The following is a 20,837-nucleotide window of genomic DNA, read 5'->3' on the forward strand; positions in this document are numbered from 1 at the left end:
TTTATTGTTTTGATGCAATGCAACACAAAAAAACCTTGCCCATTCTGTTTATTACAGATTTAACAAAGCTTAATTTACCTGAGCCAACTATGGGAATTGAACCCATGACCTCTTCCTTACCAAGGAAGTGCTCTACCGCTGAGCTAAGTCGGCTTTTTATTTCAGCTCATTAGTTCATTTGTTAAGCAGTTCATTTGGCTATGATAGAACCATTGAACTAATTTCTAATGAACTTCCAAGAGCGGAAGACGAGGTTCGAACTCGCGACCTATAGCTTGGAAGGCTATCGCTCTACCAACTGAGCTACTTCCGCTTTTTAATTTAGGATTGATGATTTACGATTTAATCTAAAATCGTTAATCTAAAATCTAAAATCAATTGTGGGGAGAGAAGGATTCGAACCTTCGAAATCTTGCGATAACAGAGTTACAGTCTGTCCCATTTGGCCGCTCTGGAATCTCCCCATCTTTTTATTTTAAAACCGAGATTTACAATATAAGACTTTTCAATCCGCAATTGTTAATCTGTAATCTAAAATAAAAAAGAGCCTCCTATCGGAATCGAACCAATGACCTACTGATTACAAGTCAGTTGCTCTACCAGCTGAGCTAAGGAGGCTTTTTTAAATGTTCTATGCCTAAAAAACTGATTTTTCAATCAATTAAATGGGTATTTTACAAAATATTAAACTTTCACAGAACAATCCACTTCTTTATTTGAGGAAACCCCCTTTCCGAATTGGAATGCAAATCTACACAATTATATTTCTATTCAAAATAATTTTAAAAAAAAATAAGCAGGCTTATAAACCTGCTTATTTTTAATATAATTTTAAAAGAAATAGTTGCTTAGTAATCAGATATTTCGCTTTCGATTAATACTGATTTTTGTTCACTTATTTTTTTTCTTGTTTTTTCTTTATGCTTGGTAATTTGCTTCCTTAATGATTCAATTGCTAAATCTGTTGCTTCCTCAAATGATTTACATTGTTCTTTAGCAAATAAAGTTCCACCCGGTACAATAAGTTTTATCTCACTTACTTTATTAGCCTCGTTATCTACATTCTCTAGCTTTAAATACACTTCACCACTAATTATCTGGTCAAAAAACTGATCGAGCTTATTAGCCTTCTTCTGTATAAAATCTAACAATTTACTGTCTGCACTGAAGTGGATTGATTGAACTCCGATTTTCATTTTTCCTCCTTTTTTTATGCCTTTGGATGGGCTTGTTTATAAATTGACTTTAATCTTTCGATTGAATTGTGTGTGTAAACCTGTGTGGCGGCTAAACTTGCATGCCCTAATAATTGTTTTATGGCATTTAAGTCAGCACCAGCATTTAATAAACTAGTTGCATAGCTGTGTCGCAATACATGTGGGCTCTTTTTTATATTAGTAGAAACCAATGCTAAATTAGAACTCACAATCCGATATATCAGCTTCGGGTATGCTTTTGTTCCTTTGTTTGTAACGATTAAATGGGGCTGTATGTTGCCAAAGTTTTGCAACTTTTTTAGTTCAATATAGGTACTTAACTGATTAATAAGCTGTTTATTTATTGGAATTATTCTTTCTTTATTCCTTTTTCCTAAAACCTTTAGTGTACCAGAATAAAAATCTACATCCGTTTCTTTAAGCTGTACAAGTTCATCCAAACGCATACCGGTACCAAACAATAATTCAATAACCAGATGGTCTCTCACCGAATTAAAACTATCATCAAAATGAACGTCAGAATCTAACAAACTATCTAATTTCTGCGAACCGACAAAATTTGGCAACCGCTTTGGAATTTTTGGTGCCTTAATTAATAGCATAGGATTTTGAGAAATTTTACCTTCGCGATGTAAAAACTTATAAAAGCTTCTTAAGGCTGAAATTTTTCGATTAATGGTACTCTCTATTGATTTATCTTCCAATAAATGAACCATGAAACTCCTGATGTGTGTGTGCTTAACAGATAGAAAATCCAAATCGATTTCCTTTTCCAGAAAGATCTTAAACTGATTTAAATCTGCTTCGTAAGCAGTTATGGTATGCGCAGATGAGCGTTTCTCGTGAGATAGATATGTAAGAAAACTATTAATTAACATGTAGTATATATTAATCCTGCACTTAGATTGAAGTTACTAATAGTTTTAATATTAAGAAATTATTAACAACAAATTTTTTCAAAAAAAAATGCCTTCAGGAAAAATCCTGAAGGCATTAATTAAATTTATATTTTAAACAACTATACAGTTGCATCTAAATTCATGTTTTGAATGTAAACAGCATGTTTAATTTCAGTACGACGGGCCACAGATTTTTTCTCGTATGCCTGACGGCTACGTAATTCTCTCAATACACCAGTTTTCTCAAACTTTTTCTTGAAACGTTTAAGGGCTTTATCTAATGATTCGCCGTCTTTAATGTTGATAATGATCATAACGCTGAAATACCTCCTCTCGTGGTTTTTTAAATTGTCCTTATTGTAAGGGATGCAAATGTAAGTAAATTATTGAAAATGAGAAAGATTTTTTATTAAATAGTTTTATGTCTCAATAAAAATTATAAAGACAAAAAATGCCCCGAAATATTCGAGGCATTATTTTTTAAATGGATATGCTATTTAATTATCTGTCATTAATCTATTGTATAAAAGTTCTGATTGTGATATAGGAAAGATATACCTTCTATCACTTGCCGGTACAGCAGAAACAGTTCCTTTTGCAGGTAAGTCTAAACCCAATCTCAACAAATCTGGACTTCTTAAACCTTCTCCTAAAAGTTCTATATTTCTTTCTTTTAAGAACGCATTTATAAGTGCTTGCGGAGTAACGAAATTTGCAGCAGTAAATGTAGTAGTTGCATCAGAACGTTGTCTTACTGCATTTAATAAACTAATAGCTCTTGCATCTACCGAATTAGTACTTCTCGCAATTGCTTCACCTAGGCTCAATAATACTTCTGCATAACGAATCACAGGAACATAATCGATATATGGTGATGGTGTAGCAAATTTACCCATAAGCTTACTTGATACGCCACTTATAGTTGCTGTACCAATCAATCCTCTCCTCGCATCGGTTGCTTTCCATTCTGCATCTGCAATAATTCCTGCATCATTTAATTTAAATTCTCTGATGGAAAAGAAGTAAGAGCCCAATGCTGTTTGTCCACCTACAACATCGGTAGCAGCATTCATTGGTGATGATAAAATAGATTCTGTTGTTGTGTATGGTGCTTTAAATACATTCGCAACATTAGCCTGAAGGGCATGGGCGACTCCAGTAGATGCAGTGTATGGTGCATTAGCACTAACAATTTTATTTGCTTCTGTTATTACGTCAGCGTAACGCTGCATGCTAAGGTAAACTCTTGTTTTAAATGCAATTGCCGTATTACGATGACCGCGTATTGTATTATCATAAGCTGTTGCATAATTTAAAGGCAAACCTGTTTCCGCATCATTTAAATCAGATAATATTTGAGTGTATACCTGTGCTACCGTACTACGGGCTAAATCATAATCGCCGGCTACAGAATTACCTGTTAATCTTAATGGAACTCCGGGCTTACTACCGTTTCCATCATAATATGGCCTGGCATATAATTGCAACAAACTATAATAAGCTATAGCTCTTACCATCTTAGCCTCTGCAACGTAGTTAGCGGCAAGTGCTGTTCCCACTGTTGCTGCGCCAGTTTTTGCCATACCATCAATTAATAAATTACAGCGGTTTATAACTGAATATGCTGCAGCCCAAAGACCAGTAATTTCTTGTGAATTATTGGATGATGTAAAATTCCAAACCTGATAGGCTGTTACTGAATTTGTGGTAAGGTTGATGTAATTATCTGCTCTAACTTCATTGTAAACAATGTATCTACCACCGTAAAAATCGCCTGCTTTTAATCCAGAATAAATTCCTAATATCTGTGCTTTAATTCTTTCTGGTGTACTAAAAGCCGCATCAATATCAACAGCATTTAGAGAAACAGGATTTAAATTTGACTCTTTTCTACATGAAGTTGCAAAGATGGCAACCAGGGCAAGAGTATATATAATTTTTCTTTTCATGTTATTCATCTTAAAATTTGAAATTTAATCCTGCCGTAAATACTCTACCGCTAGCCACTGAATTACGCTCGATACCTTGAGCGCCATTAGCACCTCCATTTGATGAAACTTCAGGGTCGGTACCGTTGTATTTTGTAAGAATTAGTAAATTTTGACCGCTTAGGTATATTCTGGCACTAGTTATTTTTAATTTAGCTAACAAACTATTTGGGAGCGTGTAGCCTAAAGAAATTTCTCTTAATTTAACAAAATCGCCTTTATAAACATTGATATCTAATGGCACGGCAGAACCGTTAGACATATTATCTCCTGCTACAACTCTTGGTACAGAAGTTATTTGTCCTGGTGTAGTCCAACGGTTTAAAATATCTACAGAGTTATTCCAAAAACGCTGATCCATAATAGAAGCCTGAGTTCCATTGTAAATATAAAAACCTGCTTGATACGTAATGGTCATTCCCAAATCAATGTTTTTATATTTAAAGCTATTGATAAAACCTCCATAAAATTTAGGCTGAGAATTACCATAAATCTGCTGATCTGTTGAGCTGATACCAGGCGCAATTGTGCCATCCTCATACCTCCAACGACTTGCAACTGGCGAACTATGGTCGTAAAGCATTTTTCTTCCATTAGCACTTACAAAAATCCGTCTTCCTGTTGCAGGATCTACTCCGGCAGTTGTAACTACGTAAATCATCCCTAGTGATGTACCAACTTTAGAAATACTTGCTGTTTCTAAACCTGAAGTTGCCGATGTAAACTGATCAATAGTTGGTGTAAGTGAGGTAATTAAATTCTTATTATATGTGAAGTTAAAGGATGGTGTCCAACTAAAATCTTTGGTATTTATTGCCTGAGCATTTACAGTAAATTCGTAACCTTGATTATACATTGAACCAATATTTGACTGAGGAGAATTTGGCAAACCAGACGATGGTGCTTGAGGTACATTGTAAATTAATCCATCTATATCATTTTTATAATAAGCTGTTTCGAAAGTAATTTTATCATTGAGAATACCAAAATTGATACCCACATCAAGTTTTTTACTTGTCTCCCAGCCTATCTCTCTGTTTCCTGCTTGTGAAAAATTTAATGTAGGTGCTCCTCCAAACAAACCGTTTCCGTAATAGGAGTTTGGCGCATAATCGCCTAAGCCCGAAAAGTTTCCTACTTCTCCATAACTTCCTCTGAAACGGAAACTGCTGAATAATTTACCTATACTACTATCTTTCCAAAAATCTTCTTGAGCTATTTCATAGCCCAAACCAACGCTGTAAAATATACCAGCCTTTTTATCAGGTCCGAATGCCGAATATTCATCTTGACGAAGTGTACCATTAATAATGTACTTCTTTTTAAAGTCGTAATTTAAACGACCGAAAAATGATACCAAATAATTTTCACCATATCCACCAGTATTTGAGAATTGGGTATAACCTGCGGTAAAATCATTAAATGCCAAATCAGATAATCCGGTTCTGCCCGCACCAAATGAGCGAGAAAGGGTTCTTTGTTGTTCTGTTCCTAACAATAAAGAGAAACTGTGTGCATCATTAAACGTTTTATCAGCTTGTGCCGTAGTTGTCCAAACTGATCGTTTATTCTGACTGTAACTTAAACCTGCAGAACCTACTGCGGCGAAGCCATCACCATTTATTGGATTGGCAAAAGTATCATTTGTTGAATACAGATAATCAATACCATAAACGCTTCTCAATGTTACCCAAGATATTGGCTTGTATTGTACATAAGCATTTGACTGAATTCTATTTAAGTAATTGTAAGATCTGTCTAAATCTATCTGAACTACAGGATTGTAAAAACCAACCTGAGACACCTTGTTATTCATTATCCCTAGGTTATTACCACTTAAATTATAACCACCAGAATTGGAATAAGGCGAAACGTTAGGTGCATTTACCAATGCTACACGACCAAGACCGGCGGTTCCAAACGCTTGTCCATTTAACGATCCTGAACTGATAACAGCAAGATTATCTTCATTTGCATATTGCAATTTTGCACCAATACTTAATGTTTTACTTATTTTATGATCTACATTAAAAATGGCTCCCAATCTTTTGTAATCATTTTTTACAATGATACCTTGTTGATTAGTATAATTAACAGACATATAATATGTTGTTGATTCGGAACCACCTGATACGCTTAATGAATTACTATATGATACACCCTGACGATATGCGTAGTCGTACCAATTGGTGTTAATAGGTTGTCCATCTGGTCCATTAGTTAATGCATAAGCATTTGTAGCGGCATTGTACGTGCCTGCATTTCTCAAACCTTCATTTTTAATATCGGTGTATTGGAATGCATCTAAAATATCTGGCAATCTTTGTACGTTGGTTAAACCTGCCCAGCCATCATAAGTTACAACTGCTCTACCTGTTTTACCTTTTTTAGTTGTAATAACAACAACTCCATTAGCAGCACGACTACCATATATTGCGGTTGCTGACGCATCCTTTAAAATATCCATAGTTTCGATATCATTAGGATTAATACTTGCTAAAGCATTTCCTGCAGCATTTGTACCGCTGGCATCACCAGTAAATGTTGCTATACCATCAATAACAATTAATGGATATGAACTCAAAGAGATTGAATTGGTACCTCGAATACGAAATACTGGCGGATTATTTAATACTCCATTTGGAATAGAAATCTGAACACCCGCTGCTTTACCTCCTAAAGCTTGGTCGAAGCTTTGTACTGGCTTGTTTGCTACTTGCTCACCTCTTATTGAAGTAATGGAACCAACCAAATCGCGTTTTTTTACAGTGCCATAACCTGTAACAACAACATCATTTAAGGTATTACTATCTTCATCCATTGCTGCATTGACCGTTCCAGATGATGAAACCGAAACTGTTTTACTTACATAACCTAGAAAACGAAATGTTAATGAATTTGTATTATTTGGTACAGCAATATTATAGATACCATCTGCACCTGTTTGTGCTGCTATTCTTGCACCAGGAACAATAACAGAAACACCGGGGAGAGGAAGTCCATCTTTTGTTGATGTTACTTTTCCTGTAATCTTCTTTTGTTGTGCTTGCACGGAAATGCTTAACACAATTAGAAGGAACAAAACGAGTAGTTTTTCTTTCATACTTTTTAGTTTTAGGGTAATTTGATTAATTATTAGTGAGGAAATCGTATTATATATAATATCAATCCTAAAAAAAAATCAATAAAAGCCCATTAAAAAGCTTTGACTTCAAGAAAATTCACTCCGGGTCTGATTTTTTGGTTATTCTAATTCAAAAAATATAATTTTTTTGACAAAAAAGTATTAATACGCAATTAAATTATAAGAAAAGTATTAGAATAAGTTTGTTTAGTTTTTGATTTTATAAAAAAACAAAATAAAAATCATAAAAAAAAATAAAAATTATATTTAATTAATAAATATTGAACATTAAATCTACCATATCTCGATTTTAAGCAAATAGTCATTTCGTTTTTACACTTAAAATCAATAAAAATAATACTAATTTACTTTTTAACGCAAAATAATATGCTAAACAGTACAATTCATTGATAAATTTGGTTAAAAGCTAAAAAAATCAAGCGAAAATCTTTAAATCTGCATAAAAAGCATGCAAAAAATAAATAATCAGTAATCAGTAAAAATTATTGGTTTTTTTAAAACAACTTTATACTTTGTTTTATTACATTTAAATAAAAATCAATAAATAACAAAATGACTACAGGTAAAAAAACAATCTCAATTATTATAGTTATAGCAATACTAATAGTTGCTGCCCTAGCTTATTATAGATACTTCTTCGTTTTTGGGGAGGGAGTTAAAGCAGGTGAATTAAATTATGTGGTAAAGAAAGGGTACTTATTCAAAACCTATGAAGGTAAATTAATCCAAAGCGGTATAAAATCCAGACAAACAGGTACACTTCAAAATAATGAATTTGAATTTTCTATTGCAAATGAAGAAATAGCAAATAAAATGATGGCAAATAGCGGTAAATTCTACGAACTTCATTACAAAGAATATAAAAGTACATTGCCATGGAGAGGATTTTCTGTATATGTTGTAGATAAAATTGTTTCTTCTAAAGACATGCCACAATAGTTTTTAGTCAAACGTTCTTCGTTTTCAGCTTATAAACAATCACTATCGCTAATAATTTTTCTGAAATAAAAAGACATAAAAAAATCCGGAGGCTTTTAAGCCATCCGGATTGCTCATAATATATTTGGTTTTTAATAAAATTTAAGGTTTAATGCATAAAGCGTCAAACTTTCTACTTTACACCTCCCTATTTTGATAGTATTTCTCTGGCGATAACAATCTTTTGTATTTCTGATGTGCCTTCGCCTATTGTACATAATTTACTATCACGATAAAACTTCTCCACAGGAAAATCTTTCGTGTAGCCGTATCCTCCAAAAATCTGAACAGCTTCTGTTGAAACCCTAACGGCCACTTCTGATGAAAAATACTTAGCCATAGCCGATTCTTTAGTCATCGGTAAATGCCTGTTTTTCAAATCTGCTGCCTGGCGTATTAATAATTCTGCCGCTTCAATATCAGTTGCCATATCTGCAAGCTTAAAACTAATAGCCTGAAAGCTAGAAATTGGTTGTCCGAACTGCTGACGTTGTTTTGAGTAAGAAACCGAGGCATCAAATGCACCTTTTGCAATACCTAAACCTAATGCAGCGATAGAAATCCTTCCACCATCTAAAATTTTCATTGCCTGCTTAAAGCCATCGCCAACACTGCCAAGCAAATTTGCTTTCGGTACACGGCAATTATCAAAAATCATTTCTGTAGTTTCTGATGCTCTCATGCCCAGTTTATTCTCTTTCTTACCAGCAGAAAAACCTGGTGTACCACGCTCTACAACTATTGCAGAAATCCCTTTCGAACTTCCCTGCTCGCCGGTACGCACCATAACTACAGCTACATCACCGCTTTTGCCATGTGTAATCCAGTTCTTTGCACCGTTAATAATATAATCATCGCCATCTTCAACAGCGGTAGTCATCATTCTTAAAGCATCCGAACCTGTGTTGGCTTCAGTTAAACCCCATGCACCAATCCATTCGGCAGTTGCTAATTTTGGCAACCACTTCTGTTTTTGCTCTTCGTTACCAAAAGCTAAAATATGCCCGGTACATAAAGAATTATGTGCTGCTACTGATAATCCAATTGAGCCACAAACTCTGGATACTTCTACTATTACATCAACATACTCCTGGTATCCCAAACCAGAACCACCATATTCTTCGGGAACTAAAACACCCATCAGCCCAAGTTCTCCCAATTGCTTAAACAACTCTACGGGGAAAGTTTGTGCCTCATCCCATTCCATTATATTCGGACGAATGTGTTTCTCGGCAAAATCTTTTACCATTGCCTTAACATTTACCTGTGTTTCTGTTTCTGAAAAATTATAGCTTACGCCCATTAATTATTTATTTTTTATGGTTAGAAGCGGCAATGATAAACAATTATTTTATAGTTATTTACCATAAAATATTCGTCAAATTGCAGAACGAAATGGTATTTGGTTCAATTAGTTTGAATTTTAATTTTAAACATTGATAAAACTTAAAAAAGCAAATTAATTTAATTTTAAGAAAATATTACATTAAACCTTAATGGAGTGAGTTTTGCAGCCAAATGAAGATTTAATGCAAATCCAATAGTTGTATTAAAACATCGCTAGCATATTCTTAAAATGATAAGTACGGTGTTAGTTTATCTACAACTTGCGGTGTAAGTATTGCTACTTTCTTTAAATCGTTTGCACTTTTATAATTTCCATGTTGTTTTCTATACTGAATAATTGCATTGATTTGTTTGTAAGACAAATAAGGAGAAGATTTTAGTGAATTAAAATCAGCAGTATTAATATTTATGGTTCTTATCGCCGATGGATTAATTAACACCTGATCTTTAATTTCATTAAACTTTATCGAATCTAAACCATAAACTTCCATAAGTTGCTCCTTTTTATAAAAGCCGCCTAACCGCTCCCGATACTTTAGAATTCGGGTGGCAAAAGCTGGTCCGATGCCTTTAATTTGGTCGAGACCTGCAGAATCTGCTTGGTTTATTTCTATAACAACTGGCGCTCGCTTTACATATTCCTGCTTCTCGTATTGAAAGTCATTCTTTTCAAATGTTCCACCTTTGTTTTCAATATCAACATAAGGTAATAGTTTGTTATACATTTCAGGCGAAATCGTGTACATCCTTTTCAAATCTTCAGCTTTATAAAACTTGCCGCCCTTATTTCGATAATTCACAATAGACTGAGCCTGTTTTGGAGATAGACCCAATGTTTCCCAACCAGCAGCATCAATTGTATTGGGATCGAATTTAAATAGTTTTGATGTAGTCTTTTTATTAGTAGTATTTTCTATTCTATCCCTATTGTATTGAAATTTTTGCTCATCAGAGATGGTAATCTTTTGAATCGAAGCCAATAGGCTTGAATCATCCTTTTCTACAGGTGTATATGAGGCTATTAATATTGGCGTCACTTTCAACAGCACAATAATTATAATAAGAAATAACAACCCGTTAAATTCTCCCTTACTAAAATCAAAGTGTTTGTTTAGCCAAATTCGCATAGTGTGATATGACGTGTGTATTATAAATATAAATCTTATTTTTGGAATTGCAAAGCACTTGCTGTTCGGCATATCAACAAGCTAATTAATTTTATGAAGATTATTACTACCTCAGAATTTGCTAAGGCAACTAAGATAGATAAATTAGGGGTTCCGGGTTTGGCGGGTTTAATGATGGAAATCATGAAACTTAACGACATTAATGATGTTTTTTCTCAAAATCAGCACTTTAATGGTTTAGAGTTTGTAGATAAAATTTTAGAAACCATCGGTGTTACCATCGATTTTGATGAAGACGAATTAAATAGCATTCCTAAAACCGGCCCATTCATTGCAATTGCAAATCATCCTTACGGCGGTGTAGAAGGTTTGGCTTTAGTTAAGCTTTTATGTACCGTTCGCCCTGATGCAAAGGTTATGGTGAATTTTATTTTAAAGAAAATTCCAAATTTGGATGAGTTCTTCGTTGCCGTAAATCCTTTTGAAAATGTACAACATTCATCGAGCATAAGCGGTTTAAAAACAACTTTTGATTTATTACGAAGTGGCACACCAATAGGTATATTTCCGGCTGGTGAAGTATCCACTTTCAAATTAGATGCACAGCAAGTAACGGATAGAATGTGGCATCCGGTGGTGGGTAAATTGATAGCGAAAGCGAAAGTACCTGTTGTACCAATTTATTTTCATGGCAATAACGGGGTTTTATTTAATATTCTAAGCTTCATACATCCTACGCTTCGTACTGCGAAATTACCTTCTGAGTTTTTAAATAAACATGGCAGAACAATTCGTGTAAGAATTGGTAAAGCCATTGCGCTCGACGAAATTTCGAACATGAATAAAAGCAATAAGCTGATGGACTTTTTAAGAGCCCGTACTTATGCTTTAGGTGTTGGTTTAGATACTGAGAAAAAACTTTTTAATCCGCTTAAACTGTTTAAGATTAAAAAGAAACCAGCTGATATAATTGAAGAAACATCTCGTAACTTAATAAAAGATGAGATTACTACTTTAGAAGATTTTAGAGTATGGACCGAAAAACACTATGAAGTTTATATTGTTCCTACTTTAAAAATCCCAAATATTTTACGGGAAATTGGTCGCCTGCGAGAGATTACTTTTAGAGAAGTTGGCGAAGGAACCAATAAAAAAATTGATTTAGATAATTACGACATCTATTATAACCATCTTTTTATTTGGGATAAGGATTTAGAAAACATCGTTGGTGCCTATAGAATTGGTAAAGGCGATGAAATTTTAGAAAGTATGGGTCGCCGTGGTTTTTATCTTTCAGAATTGTTTAAAATTAAAGATCAGTTTTATCCAATGCTTAAGCAAGGCATTGAACTTGGCCGTTCGTGGATTAGAAAAGAATATCAAGGCAAACCTTTACCCCTATTTTTACTTTGGAAAGGAATTCTAAAATACTTAATCGATAATCCACAATACCGATACATGTTTGGGCCAGTAAGCATCAGCAATAACTTTTCTAAATTTAGCAAAGCATTAATTGTTGATTACATAACCAAAAATCATTTCGATTATGAGATGGCTAAATACGTTAAACCACGCAACAAATTTAAGGCCGATTTATTGCCTATTTCAACCGATACATTGGTAGATAGTAGCGATTCGTTTAAAGATTTAGATAGTATTATTGGTGATATTGAAAATTCGCATATTAAAGTACCGGTGTTATTAAGGCAGTATATGAATATCAATGCAAAAATTATTTCTTTTAACATAGACCCAAAATTTTCTGACTGTCTTGATGGCTTTCTGTTGGTAGATACCCATAACATACCACCAGAAATGTTAGAAAAACTAGGAAAAAATTTATAGGTTAAAAATAGAAAAACCCGGATATCCACCCGGGTTTTTTCTTATCAACTAACCTAAACTTTATAAATACTAACCAAATATTTATGATGCAAATATGAGCTTATGGCATTATCTAAATATTAACTGTATGTTATAAAATCAACGATTTACATTTAACATCAGTAACAAGGATAATTAAAGGAAATGCAGAATTTAACTTCTGCAAATCCTTTTACTCATTCGCTCAGATATATATACGAGTAAATTGTTATCCTAGTTTTTAAGCATTTAAATCAATATTCTTTTGCAAATTATTTTATGTTTAGTGCAAGCGCTATGTCCTGCACAACAAATTTTATGTAATCATAAATCATTATTAAAATTGAAATTTGCCCGGTTTTTTAACCTAAAAATAAAACGATAAAAATTATGCAGGTAACATTATTCTGCTATCTTTAGATACTCCTTATAAGCATCGCTTAGCTTCTATCAGAAGCTTCCTCTCCTTGTATTTAGTGGATCAATCCTTACGGTTTGAATTATTAAGATTCAGATTTAAAAATTCTCTATGACACTTATATCCAAGGCAGATTTTTCTAAAGCTACCGGACTTTGCAATGTTCCAATACCAGGTTTAACTTCTTTTATAATGAAGATAATGAAAATCGAAAATTTTAATTCGATAATTAGAGATGCAGATAAATTGGAAGGCGCTGAATTTGCAGATTATTTGATAAAACGTTTGGGAATTAAAATTGAAATTGATGACAAGGAACTAGCAAACATACCACAAAACGGGGCATTCATAGCCATAGCAAATCATCCATATGGCGCTATTGAATCACTAGCTCTGTTAAGTACCCTGGTTAAACATCGCCCTGATACGATGTTTATGGGAAATTTCTTGCTGAAGAAGATACCTAATCTCGAAAAATGTATTATTGCCGTAAACCCGTTTGAAAATATTCAGCATTCATCAAGTATAAGTGGATTAAAACTAACCCTAAAAACTTTATGCGACGGAGTGCCTGTTGCAATTTTTCCTGCTGGCGAAGTTTCTTCTTTAAAAATTAGAAGCTTAAAAATTACTGATAGAGCATGGCACCCGGTGGTGGGTAAAATCATTATGAAAGCCAATGTTCCAATATTACCCGTATATTTTCATGGTAATAATGGCCTATTTTTCAGTTTACTTAAACTATTACATCCATCGTTGCAAACAGCCAAATTAATATCAGAACTATTTAACAAGAAAAATCATGTTCTTAAAATAACAATCGGTACGGTCATTCTACCAAAAGAAATTTTACCCAATCAATGCAACATTGCTTTGTTAAAATTTTTAAGAACAAAAGTATATGCTCTGAATAGCAAATTAAATATCAGGTAGGTATTAAATTACCGTTAGCGAAATCTCATTTGTTAACATAAATAAATTGTTAATTTATCATTAATAATATGTAAATTTAATATTACCAAATATGATACGTTGAAAAAGTGGGCTTATACATATTCTTTAACTGTGGCTTTATGTTTTAACATAATGCTTTCATTTACAACAGCAAAGGCCCAAAACCATGCTTTCGATTTTTTTGATGGCACTTTCAATTTTTCTGCAGATAGTTCCGTTGTTATAAATTCCTCCGCCAATGCTTCTGCCGAAACCATAAATAGTTTTTACTCAAAAATTAGCAAGGGCAATTATCAACCGATAGTTTCAGCTTTAATGAGCTACAAAGAAAAATACAAACTTAACGATTGGATTTATTATCAGTTGATCCGTAAAACAGCAGAAGAGATAAGTCCGAAGGCAGAAAATTACAGCCGATATACCCTGTATAAATGGTTTTTGTTAAATAAATGTGGTTACGATGCCCGTCTTGCTGTGGGTAATGGGCAAATTATTTTCTACGTAAGAAATGATGAAAACATTAGCGATATCCCTTTCTTCATGATTAACGATAAAAAATATATGTGCCTTAATTATCATGATTATGGAAAACTATTTAAACAAGCCGATACATATAAACCTGTAGATATTCTCCTTCCTGAAGCCAAAAATTCATTTTCGTACAAGGTAACGAGGATGCCAGATTTTAATCCAGATAGGTATGTAGAAAAAGCTGTTGACTTTAGCTATAAGCAAAAAACATATCACTTTAAATTAAAGGTTAGTAACGATGTTAAAGCGATTTTCGCTAATTATCCTGGGGTTGATTTTGAAACTTATTTTAATATCCCACTCAGCAGAGAAACCTATAGCTCGTTAATACCAATGCTAAAAGCTAATTTAAAAGGTATGGAACAAAAGAAAGGCGTTGATTATTTGATGAGATTTACGCGTTATGCTTTTTTATATGAGAATGATGAAGATAATTTTGGTAAAGAAAAGCGCTTATCACCAGAAGAAACCCTACTTACAAAATATAGCGATTGCGACGACCGGGCTGCATTATTCTTTTATCTGGTAAAGGAAATTTATAATTTGCCAATGGTTGCCATATTATATCCAACTCACTTAACCATGGCTGTAAGTTTCGATAAGCCTGTAAAAGGAGATTATTTATTATACAATGGCAGAAAATATGCCTTCTGCGAACCCACCCCACAAGCTACAGATTTAAAAATCGGTCAGCTTTCTGCTCAATTAAAAAATGTAAACTATACAATTGTTTACAATTATATGCCTGTAAAATAGCATAATCTTTAGGTTAATTTAATGTTAAATTGACGTTATTAAATTGCTAACATCATTAAAGTTTCGCCATTTAAACTAATTTAGATTTTGTTTACCTCATAAGTAAATTGCTTATCGGCCTTTTTTTTCGAAGAATAGATATCAGTAAGACTTTATTAAGCTTGATATGACTAGATGTATGCAATTTTATTTTGAAGTTTAAATGCGTTATTAATCTCTATCAGATAAAATAAAAATATATGATTCCTGTAATTTACACTGTTTTAAAAGAATATTTTACTGAAATACATTCCAACCCGGTTAAAGCCAGAATCATGTCTCCGGTAAATAAAGAAGATATTTTCGTATTTCAAACGAGCTTGTTTTACAAGAACCACAACAGTAGTGATGCCCATGAGCCATCTGCATCGTTTACATCTTTTGCAACGGCAGAAAGACATCTGCTACAATATCTGGAAGAATTTCAAAGCGCATTAGATATGGGAGGAAGCGCTTCTGCAGGCTCACTTATCTAACAAAAACCGCTTAAGTTTTATCGCCCTTATGCTTTTCGGGATTTAGTTCTTCCTGAATAATATCTTGCTCAAACGCCTTTTCATCTTTATTATTCCGGCGTAAAAATAAAATAAGCAGGATGATTAAAACAACAACCACTACTGCAATAATAATATAATCTATATTCATAACAATCGATTTTTGTTTTGATTAAAGGTATAGCTAAATAATTTGCTTGTTAACATTTATCCTACAGTTAACATAATCATAATATTAATTTAACTTTCTGAAATTTTATCTTTGGGAAAATCACGTCCATTAAAATGAAGAAGAATAAATCCAAGTCGAAAAAGCAATCGGCAAGCAAAAAAATACGTAAAGAAATAGAAGCAAAATTAACAAGCGCCTTTAACGAAATTGTAGGTGGCTATGGAAAATCTAAAAAAGCAGATAAAGTTATCGAACGTTTTTCGAAACAGCTATCGAAAAAAATAAACATATCTGTTAAAGAAGATTCTATTACACCTTTTATTAAAGAAGAAGTTATGGTTTCTAAAAGTGAAAAAGCATTACCTGTAAAACCAATTGCTAAAAAAGCCAAGCCTGCGGTTAAAGAATTAGCCGAATAATTAAACAAATAAAGCCGGAACAGACGTTCCGGCTTTTTTATGCAATATTGTTTATTAATTAATATACGTTAGTTTGTGGGGTAAAATTAGCCCAACCAGCAGTCCAGTCTGTAGTTCCGAAAGCACCACGGTGTGTTACAACATCAAAACCAGTTAAGCCTGTAAAATTTGCTCCAGCTAATAATATAGAACCTGTATTTAATGTAAACTTAGGTGTAGCGCCTAAGTCGAAAATGCTACCATCAATTCCTAAATCACCCCATTTTGGATATGTTTCATTAGCAAAAGCGGCAGTTTTAAACCAAACATCAATGGTCTGAGCGCCAACATTACCAGTTGATTTAGTTTCAACGCCTATTGGGTTAGGGAAAGTTGTAGTACCACCAGTTCCATAACCGTTAGCTCCCCAACCATCAACACCCGCAAGTACATTGTTTTTTAACACTAGCTCGCCATTTGCAGCGTTGGCTAATGTCGTTGCTCCATCAATAAACAAACCATTAGGGTAAGCTGTAAATACAGAATTGTAAATTTTAATTTTATTATTTCTTCTCAAATGCATTGCATTTTGAAATTGAGTTGAAATGGTTTTGGTTGCATCTTTCTTTGGACCGATGATAGTAACGTTTGAAAACTGAGGTGATGTATATGGAGCAACACTAGAACCTGTTCCATCATTATCAACTTCGAAACCGTTTGAACCCGATTGATCGGCTGAGTTTGCATCACGAATACCAACAGCAAATTGAACTGTTCCACGGAATCCAAAATCTACGTCAAAATCATCATCTAAACCACGATATGCAATTAAATGTTTTGCATTTACGGTTCCGCCAAACCATTCAAAAGCATCATCTAAACCATAAGAACATTGTACATAATCAATTACAGTACCATTACCTATAGAACCCATTGTTAAAGAGTTAACTTCTTGATTTGGGTTGATTGGTGTACCAGCATAATCAATTCTTACATATCTTAAAATACCAGAATTATCTGCGTCGTTTGTACCTCCGTGCCATCCTTCATAAGCACCTTCCAGTTCTGCTTCACCACCAGCTTGGTTGTTTGTTGCTTTTCCACATAAAACAACACCACCCCAATCTCCCGGCTCACGTAAACCTGCAGCACGTTCTGAAGTGAAAATAATTGGTGCAGAGGCAGTACCTTCTGCAATAATTTTATTTCCTCTTTGTACTACTAAAGTACCTTTCGATTCTCTATCCCCAATAATAACAGTACCAGCTTCGATAGTTAAAGTAACACCTTCAACTGCAGCTAAACCTGCTTTATTTTTCGCATCTCTACCAACTCTAACAAAACCGTTAAGTCTGTAAATATTATCTTTGGTCCATCTTGTATTAGCCGTAATGCTACCATTTGCAACTTCAACGATAGGTTTTACTGGTGTTGTACCAGTTCCAGTTCCTGCATTACTTCCAGCTTCATTATATTCAATGATTGTAGTTTTTTTACATGAACTAAAAATTAATGTCCCTGCCAAAACAAACACTAGTGTTTTAAGGGCGTTAGTACCAAATTTTGGCTTGTAAAGCTTTGTCATATTCATTTTTTTATTTTTTATGTCTTTTTATGAGGTTTTTGTTAAAATACTTTGTAAGAAAGTGTTAAGCCAAACTGGCGACCGCTTTTAAATTGTACCGTTACTTGGTCAACGGATTTATCAAACGTGCCATCTTGATTGCCATCTTGCATTAAGGTGAAGTTTTGATTTAGCAAATCGTTAAAATTGGCTTTTAAAGAAAGTTTATTGGTGAAATTTTTCGTTATTACTAAATCAATCACATTCCTAGGCATTTCATATATATCTCTGATTAAATCAGTACCTACAAAGGCAATACGCTTGCCTGCAACGTTGTACAATAAATTAACCTGAAACTTTGATTTAATGTTGTTGTAAAATATAGCCGTGTTGATGATATATGGAGATTGACCTTGCATCGGGCGATTATTCGATTGTCCAAAAGCACTGGCACCATCAAATTCTACTTTACTATTTATATATGATGCGTTTACCAAAAGAGTAATATCATTTAAAAATTTAGATGAACTTAAACCCGCTAAAGATTTACGCATTTCTAACTCTACACCAATGTTTCTAACATTTTGAGCATTATTGAAGTTAAAAGATTGTGCATTTGAACCAGGAACCGCAGTCATTTCTATCGCATCTTTAAACTTTTTGTAAAAACCTGAGATACTGATCAATTCACTTGTTGATGGATAGAACTCATATTTTAAATCATAGTTATCAATTTTGGCCGTTTTTAAATCACGGTTACCCGAGATGTTAAAGTTTTGGTCGAAATCATAAAATGAAAATGGTGCTATCTCTCTAAACTCTGGTCTGTTTAGCGTTTTACCATAAGCCAATCTTAAAAGAGACTTTTCAGTTATATTGTATTGAACATTTGCTGACGGAAGAACTCTTGTGATATCGTTATTTACATTTACAGGTCCGCCAGCATCAAAACTATTTAGTTTTTGAACGTTGTTTTCAACTCTTGCGCCAGCTACTATTGTAAATTTTTCTTTGTAAGGCAATACAAAATTTGCAAAACCAGCTAACAATCTGTTCGATGCATCATAATTATCATAAGGGTTAGATTTCTCATCCAACCTTATTCCTGTTGTAGTATTAATGTTTTTCCAATCGAAAAGTTCATCGATAGTTCCTTTTAATAAAGATTGATCAAACGTTAATGAATTTGCCCTTACATATCCAATATTTCTTGATGAGAAAGTTCTTTGCTTATCTTCATAATATGCACCAACTTTAACTGATGGTTTAAAGCCTTCTGATTTTGGAGCTAAAGCTTGCTCAACATTAAATGCTCCTGTTTTAATGTCTTCATTCATTTTCGAATAAAATCTACCTAAAAACTCTGGTTGAGCACCGCCTGTTGGAACGAAGATGTTAAATGTTCCATCGCCATTATCTAAAGTTCTGTAACGTGAATAATCTGGCTGATCTCTAAATGATTTACTGTATCCTGCAACCCAATCAAACTTTGTAGTTTCATCATTAAATTTATGAATACCAGATAGTTGACCCGAATAAATACCGCGATAAAGCACATTTGATGCGAAATTTGCATAGGCTTGTTGCTTTTCTGCACCCATACGACTCACATATTGAGATGTACTTAATTGGTTATATAAGTTTTTAAACTCGAATGTATTGTTATTATCTAATTTGAAAGCCCAGTTGTGTACAATACCTAAACGCACATTGTATGTATATTGGTCATCGTTGTAACGATAGTTTTCTTCAGCGATTTGAGAAACTGGATCATAAACTTCATAGTTCCCTCTAAACACAGCGTTATTTGTTTTGCTATTGCTGTACGTAATGGCTGTAATGTTACCTAACAACTTGTTATTGATGTTAAAACGTTTACTACCATAAATGTTTAATTTCTGATCTAGATTGGCAGTATTCTCATCTGGTACCCAGTTATTTCTTAGCGCATGTCCTGCTGCGTTCAGCTTACTTGCATTAACGGCATTTAAATTTGAAGGAAAATTAACCGGTAAATCGTTATCTCCTGTATTAAAGCCTGTGAAATATAAACTACCGGTATTGGTTCTTTTAAAGTTTTTAAAGGTTGCATTTTCACGGTAACTTGTTCCATAATCGATGGTTAATCTATCATCATCAGGAATACTTTTTAGAAAAACCTTCACCACACCACCAGCAAAGTCTGCCGGGATATCAGCTGATGGACTTTTATAAACCAATACTCTATCTATTTGATTACTTGGAATTAAATCGAACGAGAAAGACCTTACATCTGTTTCTAAACTTGGAGCCGTTACATTATTAAGCTGAACATTATTATAACGTTCTGATAAACCACGAATGTTGATAAAACGATTATCAACTATGGTAATACCCGGAACACGTTTAACAACCTGGGCAGCATCGGTATCGCCAGACCTTTGAATTGTTTGTGATGAAACACCATTGGCAATTGATTGCGATTTTTTTAATTCTGCCAATAATGAAACCTCAGTTCCTGATTTTCTGGTTCCTGTAATTACAACATCATTTAATGTAGATAAATCATCTTCCATTACCACATTAATGGTTGTTGTTTGCCCTGCTGTTACAATTACATTCGGGATAACTTGCTTTTTGAAAGAAATAAAAGAGAAACTTATTCTGTAGGTTCCTGGTTTTACTGTATTTAAAACATAATTTCCTTCTGCATCACTTGTTGTACCGATAGAAGTTCCTTCGATTAATACCGATAAACCAACTAATGTCTGACCAGTAGTTTTATCTGTTATTTTACCTGAAATTTTACCGGTTTGCGCATAAGAAGCTATGCTTAAAAATAAAATCAGCATCGTAAATGCTGCGCCCTTAAAAGTAGTGAGTAAGTTCAATTTGCCTGTATTTAATTTTAGGCAAAGCTATTACCACAATGTTAGCTGTGTGTTAGGTGTTAATTAAGCTTTGTTTA

16 protein-coding genes and 4 tRNA genes are annotated in these 20,837 nt (G+C 33.6%); 6 read left to right on the plus strand and 14 right to left on the minus strand.

Annotated elements, in window-relative coordinates:
• Window positions 1-81 precede the first annotated feature (81 nt).
• From ACFOWA_RS15605 to ACFOWA_RS15645, 9 genes are all read right to left on the minus strand, one after another.
• Window positions 82-153, minus strand: a tRNA-Thr gene (locus ACFOWA_RS15605).
• 87 nt (window positions 154-240) lie between these two features.
• Window positions 241-313, minus strand: a tRNA-Gly gene (locus ACFOWA_RS15610).
• A 68-nt stretch (window positions 314-381) separates the two neighbouring features.
• Window positions 382-464, minus strand: a tRNA-Tyr gene (locus ACFOWA_RS15615).
• An 81-nt stretch (window positions 465-545) separates the two neighbouring features.
• Window positions 546-618, minus strand: a tRNA-Thr gene (locus ACFOWA_RS15620).
• 230 nt (window positions 619-848) lie between these two features.
• Complete coding sequence (gene hpf / locus ACFOWA_RS15625) at window positions 849-1,196, minus strand: ribosome hibernation-promoting factor, HPF/YfiA family (protein ID WP_378986743.1); 348 nt, start codon at window positions 1,194-1,196, stop codon at window positions 849-851.
• 14 nt (window positions 1,197-1,210) lie between these two features.
• Complete coding sequence (locus tag ACFOWA_RS15630) at window positions 1,211-2,095, minus strand: tyrosine-type recombinase/integrase (RefSeq protein ID WP_378986745.1); 885 nt, start codon at window positions 2,093-2,095, stop codon at window positions 1,211-1,213.
• A 140-nt stretch (window positions 2,096-2,235) separates the two neighbouring features.
• Window positions 2,236-2,430 carry a 30S ribosomal protein S21 gene (gene rpsU, locus ACFOWA_RS15635; RefSeq protein WP_378986747.1) on the minus strand — a complete coding sequence of 65 codons (195 nt, stop codon included), beginning with the start codon at window positions 2,428-2,430 and terminating at the stop codon, window positions 2,236-2,238.
• A gap of 183 nt (window positions 2,431-2,613) precedes the next feature.
• On the minus strand, window positions 2,614-4,065 hold the full coding sequence (locus ACFOWA_RS15640; RefSeq protein ID WP_378986748.1) for a RagB/SusD family nutrient uptake outer membrane protein: 1,452 nt from the start codon (window positions 4,063-4,065) through the stop codon (window positions 2,614-2,616).
• 10 nt (window positions 4,066-4,075) lie between these two features.
• Entirely contained in the window at window positions 4,076-7,207 is a 3,132-nt protein-coding gene (locus ACFOWA_RS15645) for a SusC/RagA family TonB-linked outer membrane protein (RefSeq protein WP_378986750.1), read from the minus strand.
• A 594-nt stretch (window positions 7,208-7,801) separates the two neighbouring features.
• Here ACFOWA_RS15645 and ACFOWA_RS15650 point away from each other — a divergent pair.
• Window positions 7,802-8,188 carry a hypothetical protein gene (locus tag ACFOWA_RS15650; protein WP_378986752.1) on the plus strand — a complete coding sequence of 129 codons (387 nt, stop codon included), beginning with the start codon at window positions 7,802-7,804 and terminating at the stop codon, window positions 8,186-8,188.
• A gap of 187 nt (window positions 8,189-8,375) precedes the next feature.
• Here ACFOWA_RS15650 and ACFOWA_RS15655 read toward each other — a convergent pair whose 3' ends face one another.
• Together ACFOWA_RS15655 and ACFOWA_RS15660 are read right to left on the minus strand one after the other, a co-directional pair.
• The gene (locus tag ACFOWA_RS15655; protein WP_378986754.1) at window positions 8,376-9,530 is read right to left on the minus strand and encodes an acyl-CoA dehydrogenase family protein; all 1,155 of its coding nucleotides are present in this window, start codon (window positions 9,528-9,530) and stop codon (window positions 8,376-8,378) included.
• A gap of 268 nt (window positions 9,531-9,798) precedes the next feature.
• A complete protein-coding gene (locus ACFOWA_RS15660) occupies window positions 9,799-10,611 on the minus strand; it encodes a ComEA family DNA-binding protein (protein WP_378986756.1) in 813 nt (270 codons plus the stop codon).
• A gap of 183 nt (window positions 10,612-10,794) precedes the next feature.
• Here ACFOWA_RS15660 and ACFOWA_RS15665 point away from each other — a divergent pair, with 183 nt between their 5' ends.
• The 4 genes from ACFOWA_RS15665 (at window position 10,795) to ACFOWA_RS15680 (ending at window position 15,738) form a co-directional block, all read left to right on the plus strand.
• On the plus strand, window positions 10,795-12,546 hold the full coding sequence (locus ACFOWA_RS15665) for a lysophospholipid acyltransferase family protein (protein ID WP_378986758.1): 1,752 nt from the start codon (window positions 10,795-10,797) through the stop codon (window positions 12,544-12,546).
• A 547-nt stretch (window positions 12,547-13,093) separates the two neighbouring features.
• Window positions 13,094-13,915: a 1-acyl-sn-glycerol-3-phosphate acyltransferase gene (locus ACFOWA_RS15670; protein WP_378986760.1), complete on the plus strand. Its 822-nt coding sequence runs from the start codon at window positions 13,094-13,096 to the stop codon at window positions 13,913-13,915.
• Between the two features lie 153 nt (window positions 13,916-14,068).
• Window positions 14,069-15,223 (plus strand): hypothetical protein, encoded by a 1,155-nt coding sequence (locus tag ACFOWA_RS15675; protein ID WP_378986762.1) that lies wholly within the window; start codon window positions 14,069-14,071, stop codon window positions 15,221-15,223.
• Between the two features lie 239 nt (window positions 15,224-15,462).
• A complete protein-coding gene (locus ACFOWA_RS15680) occupies window positions 15,463-15,738 on the plus strand; it encodes a hypothetical protein (protein ID WP_378986764.1) in 276 nt (91 codons plus the stop codon).
• A gap of 10 nt (window positions 15,739-15,748) precedes the next feature.
• Here the strand turns inward: ACFOWA_RS15680 and ACFOWA_RS15685 are convergent, their stop codons facing one another.
• The gene (locus ACFOWA_RS15685) at window positions 15,749-15,907 is read right to left on the minus strand and encodes a hypothetical protein (RefSeq protein ID WP_378986766.1); all 159 of its coding nucleotides are present in this window, start codon (window positions 15,905-15,907) and stop codon (window positions 15,749-15,751) included.
• Window positions 15,908-16,041: 134 nt separating this feature from the next.
• Here ACFOWA_RS15685 and ACFOWA_RS15690 point away from each other — a divergent pair, with 134 nt between their 5' ends.
• A complete protein-coding gene (locus tag ACFOWA_RS15690) occupies window positions 16,042-16,347 on the plus strand; it encodes a hypothetical protein (protein ID WP_378986768.1) in 306 nt (101 codons plus the stop codon).
• Between the two features lie 58 nt (window positions 16,348-16,405).
• Here the strand turns inward: ACFOWA_RS15690 and ACFOWA_RS15695 are convergent, their stop codons facing one another.
• Window positions 16,406-17,911, minus strand: a complete 1,506-nt coding sequence (locus ACFOWA_RS15695; protein ID WP_378986770.1) for a hypothetical protein — start codon at window positions 17,909-17,911, stop codon at window positions 16,406-16,408.
• Window positions 17,912-17,952: 41 nt separating this feature from the next.
• Window positions 17,953-20,760 (minus strand): TonB-dependent receptor, encoded by a 2,808-nt coding sequence (locus ACFOWA_RS15700; RefSeq protein ID WP_378986772.1) that lies wholly within the window; start codon window positions 20,758-20,760, stop codon window positions 17,953-17,955.
• Window positions 20,761-20,837 lie beyond the last annotated feature (77 nt).

The organism is Pedobacter lithocola (assembly GCF_042650845.1).
GTDB classification, from domain to species: domain Bacteria; phylum Bacteroidota; class Bacteroidia; order Sphingobacteriales; family Sphingobacteriaceae; genus Pedobacter; species Pedobacter lithocola.

Bases quoted from the DNA above. Each gene is read 5' to 3' on its own strand.
- rpsU (WP_378986747.1), bottom strand. From the start codon at position 2,430: ATGATCATTATCAACATTAAAGACGGCGAATCATTAGATAAAGCCCTT.
- ACFOWA_RS15645 (WP_378986750.1), bottom strand. From the start codon at position 7,207: ATGAAAGAAAAACTACTCGTTTTGTTCCTTCTAATTGTGTTAAGCATT.
- ACFOWA_RS15670 (WP_378986760.1), top strand. From the start codon at position 13,094: ATGACACTTATATCCAAGGCAGATTTTTCTAAAGCTACCGGACTTTGC.
- ACFOWA_RS15685 (WP_378986766.1), bottom strand. From the start codon at position 15,907: ATGAATATAGATTATATTATTATTGCAGTAGTGGTTGTTGTTTTAATC.
- ACFOWA_RS15690 (WP_378986768.1), top strand. From the start codon at position 16,042: ATGAAGAAGAATAAATCCAAGTCGAAAAAGCAATCGGCAAGCAAAAAA.
- ACFOWA_RS15630 (WP_378986745.1), bottom strand. From the start codon at position 2,095: ATGTTAATTAATAGTTTTCTTACATATCTATCTCACGAGAAACGCTCA.
- ACFOWA_RS15640 (WP_378986748.1), bottom strand. From the start codon at position 4,065: ATGAAAAGAAAAATTATATATACTCTTGCCCTGGTTGCCATCTTTGCA.
- ACFOWA_RS15665 (WP_378986758.1), top strand. From the start codon at position 10,795: ATGAAGATTATTACTACCTCAGAATTTGCTAAGGCAACTAAGATAGAT.
- ACFOWA_RS15680 (WP_378986764.1), top strand. From the start codon at position 15,463: ATGATTCCTGTAATTTACACTGTTTTAAAAGAATATTTTACTGAAATA.
- hpf (WP_378986743.1), bottom strand. From the start codon at position 1,196: ATGAAAATCGGAGTTCAATCAATCCACTTCAGTGCAGACAGTAAATTG.
- ACFOWA_RS15695 (WP_378986770.1), bottom strand. From the start codon at position 17,911: ATGACAAAGCTTTACAAGCCAAAATTTGGTACTAACGCCCTTAAAACA.
- ACFOWA_RS15650 (WP_378986752.1), top strand. From the start codon at position 7,802: ATGACTACAGGTAAAAAAACAATCTCAATTATTATAGTTATAGCAATA.
- ACFOWA_RS15675 (WP_378986762.1), top strand. From the start codon at position 14,069: ATGCTTTCATTTACAACAGCAAAGGCCCAAAACCATGCTTTCGATTTT.
- ACFOWA_RS15655 (WP_378986754.1), bottom strand. From the start codon at position 9,530: ATGGGCGTAAGCTATAATTTTTCAGAAACAGAAACACAGGTAAATGTT.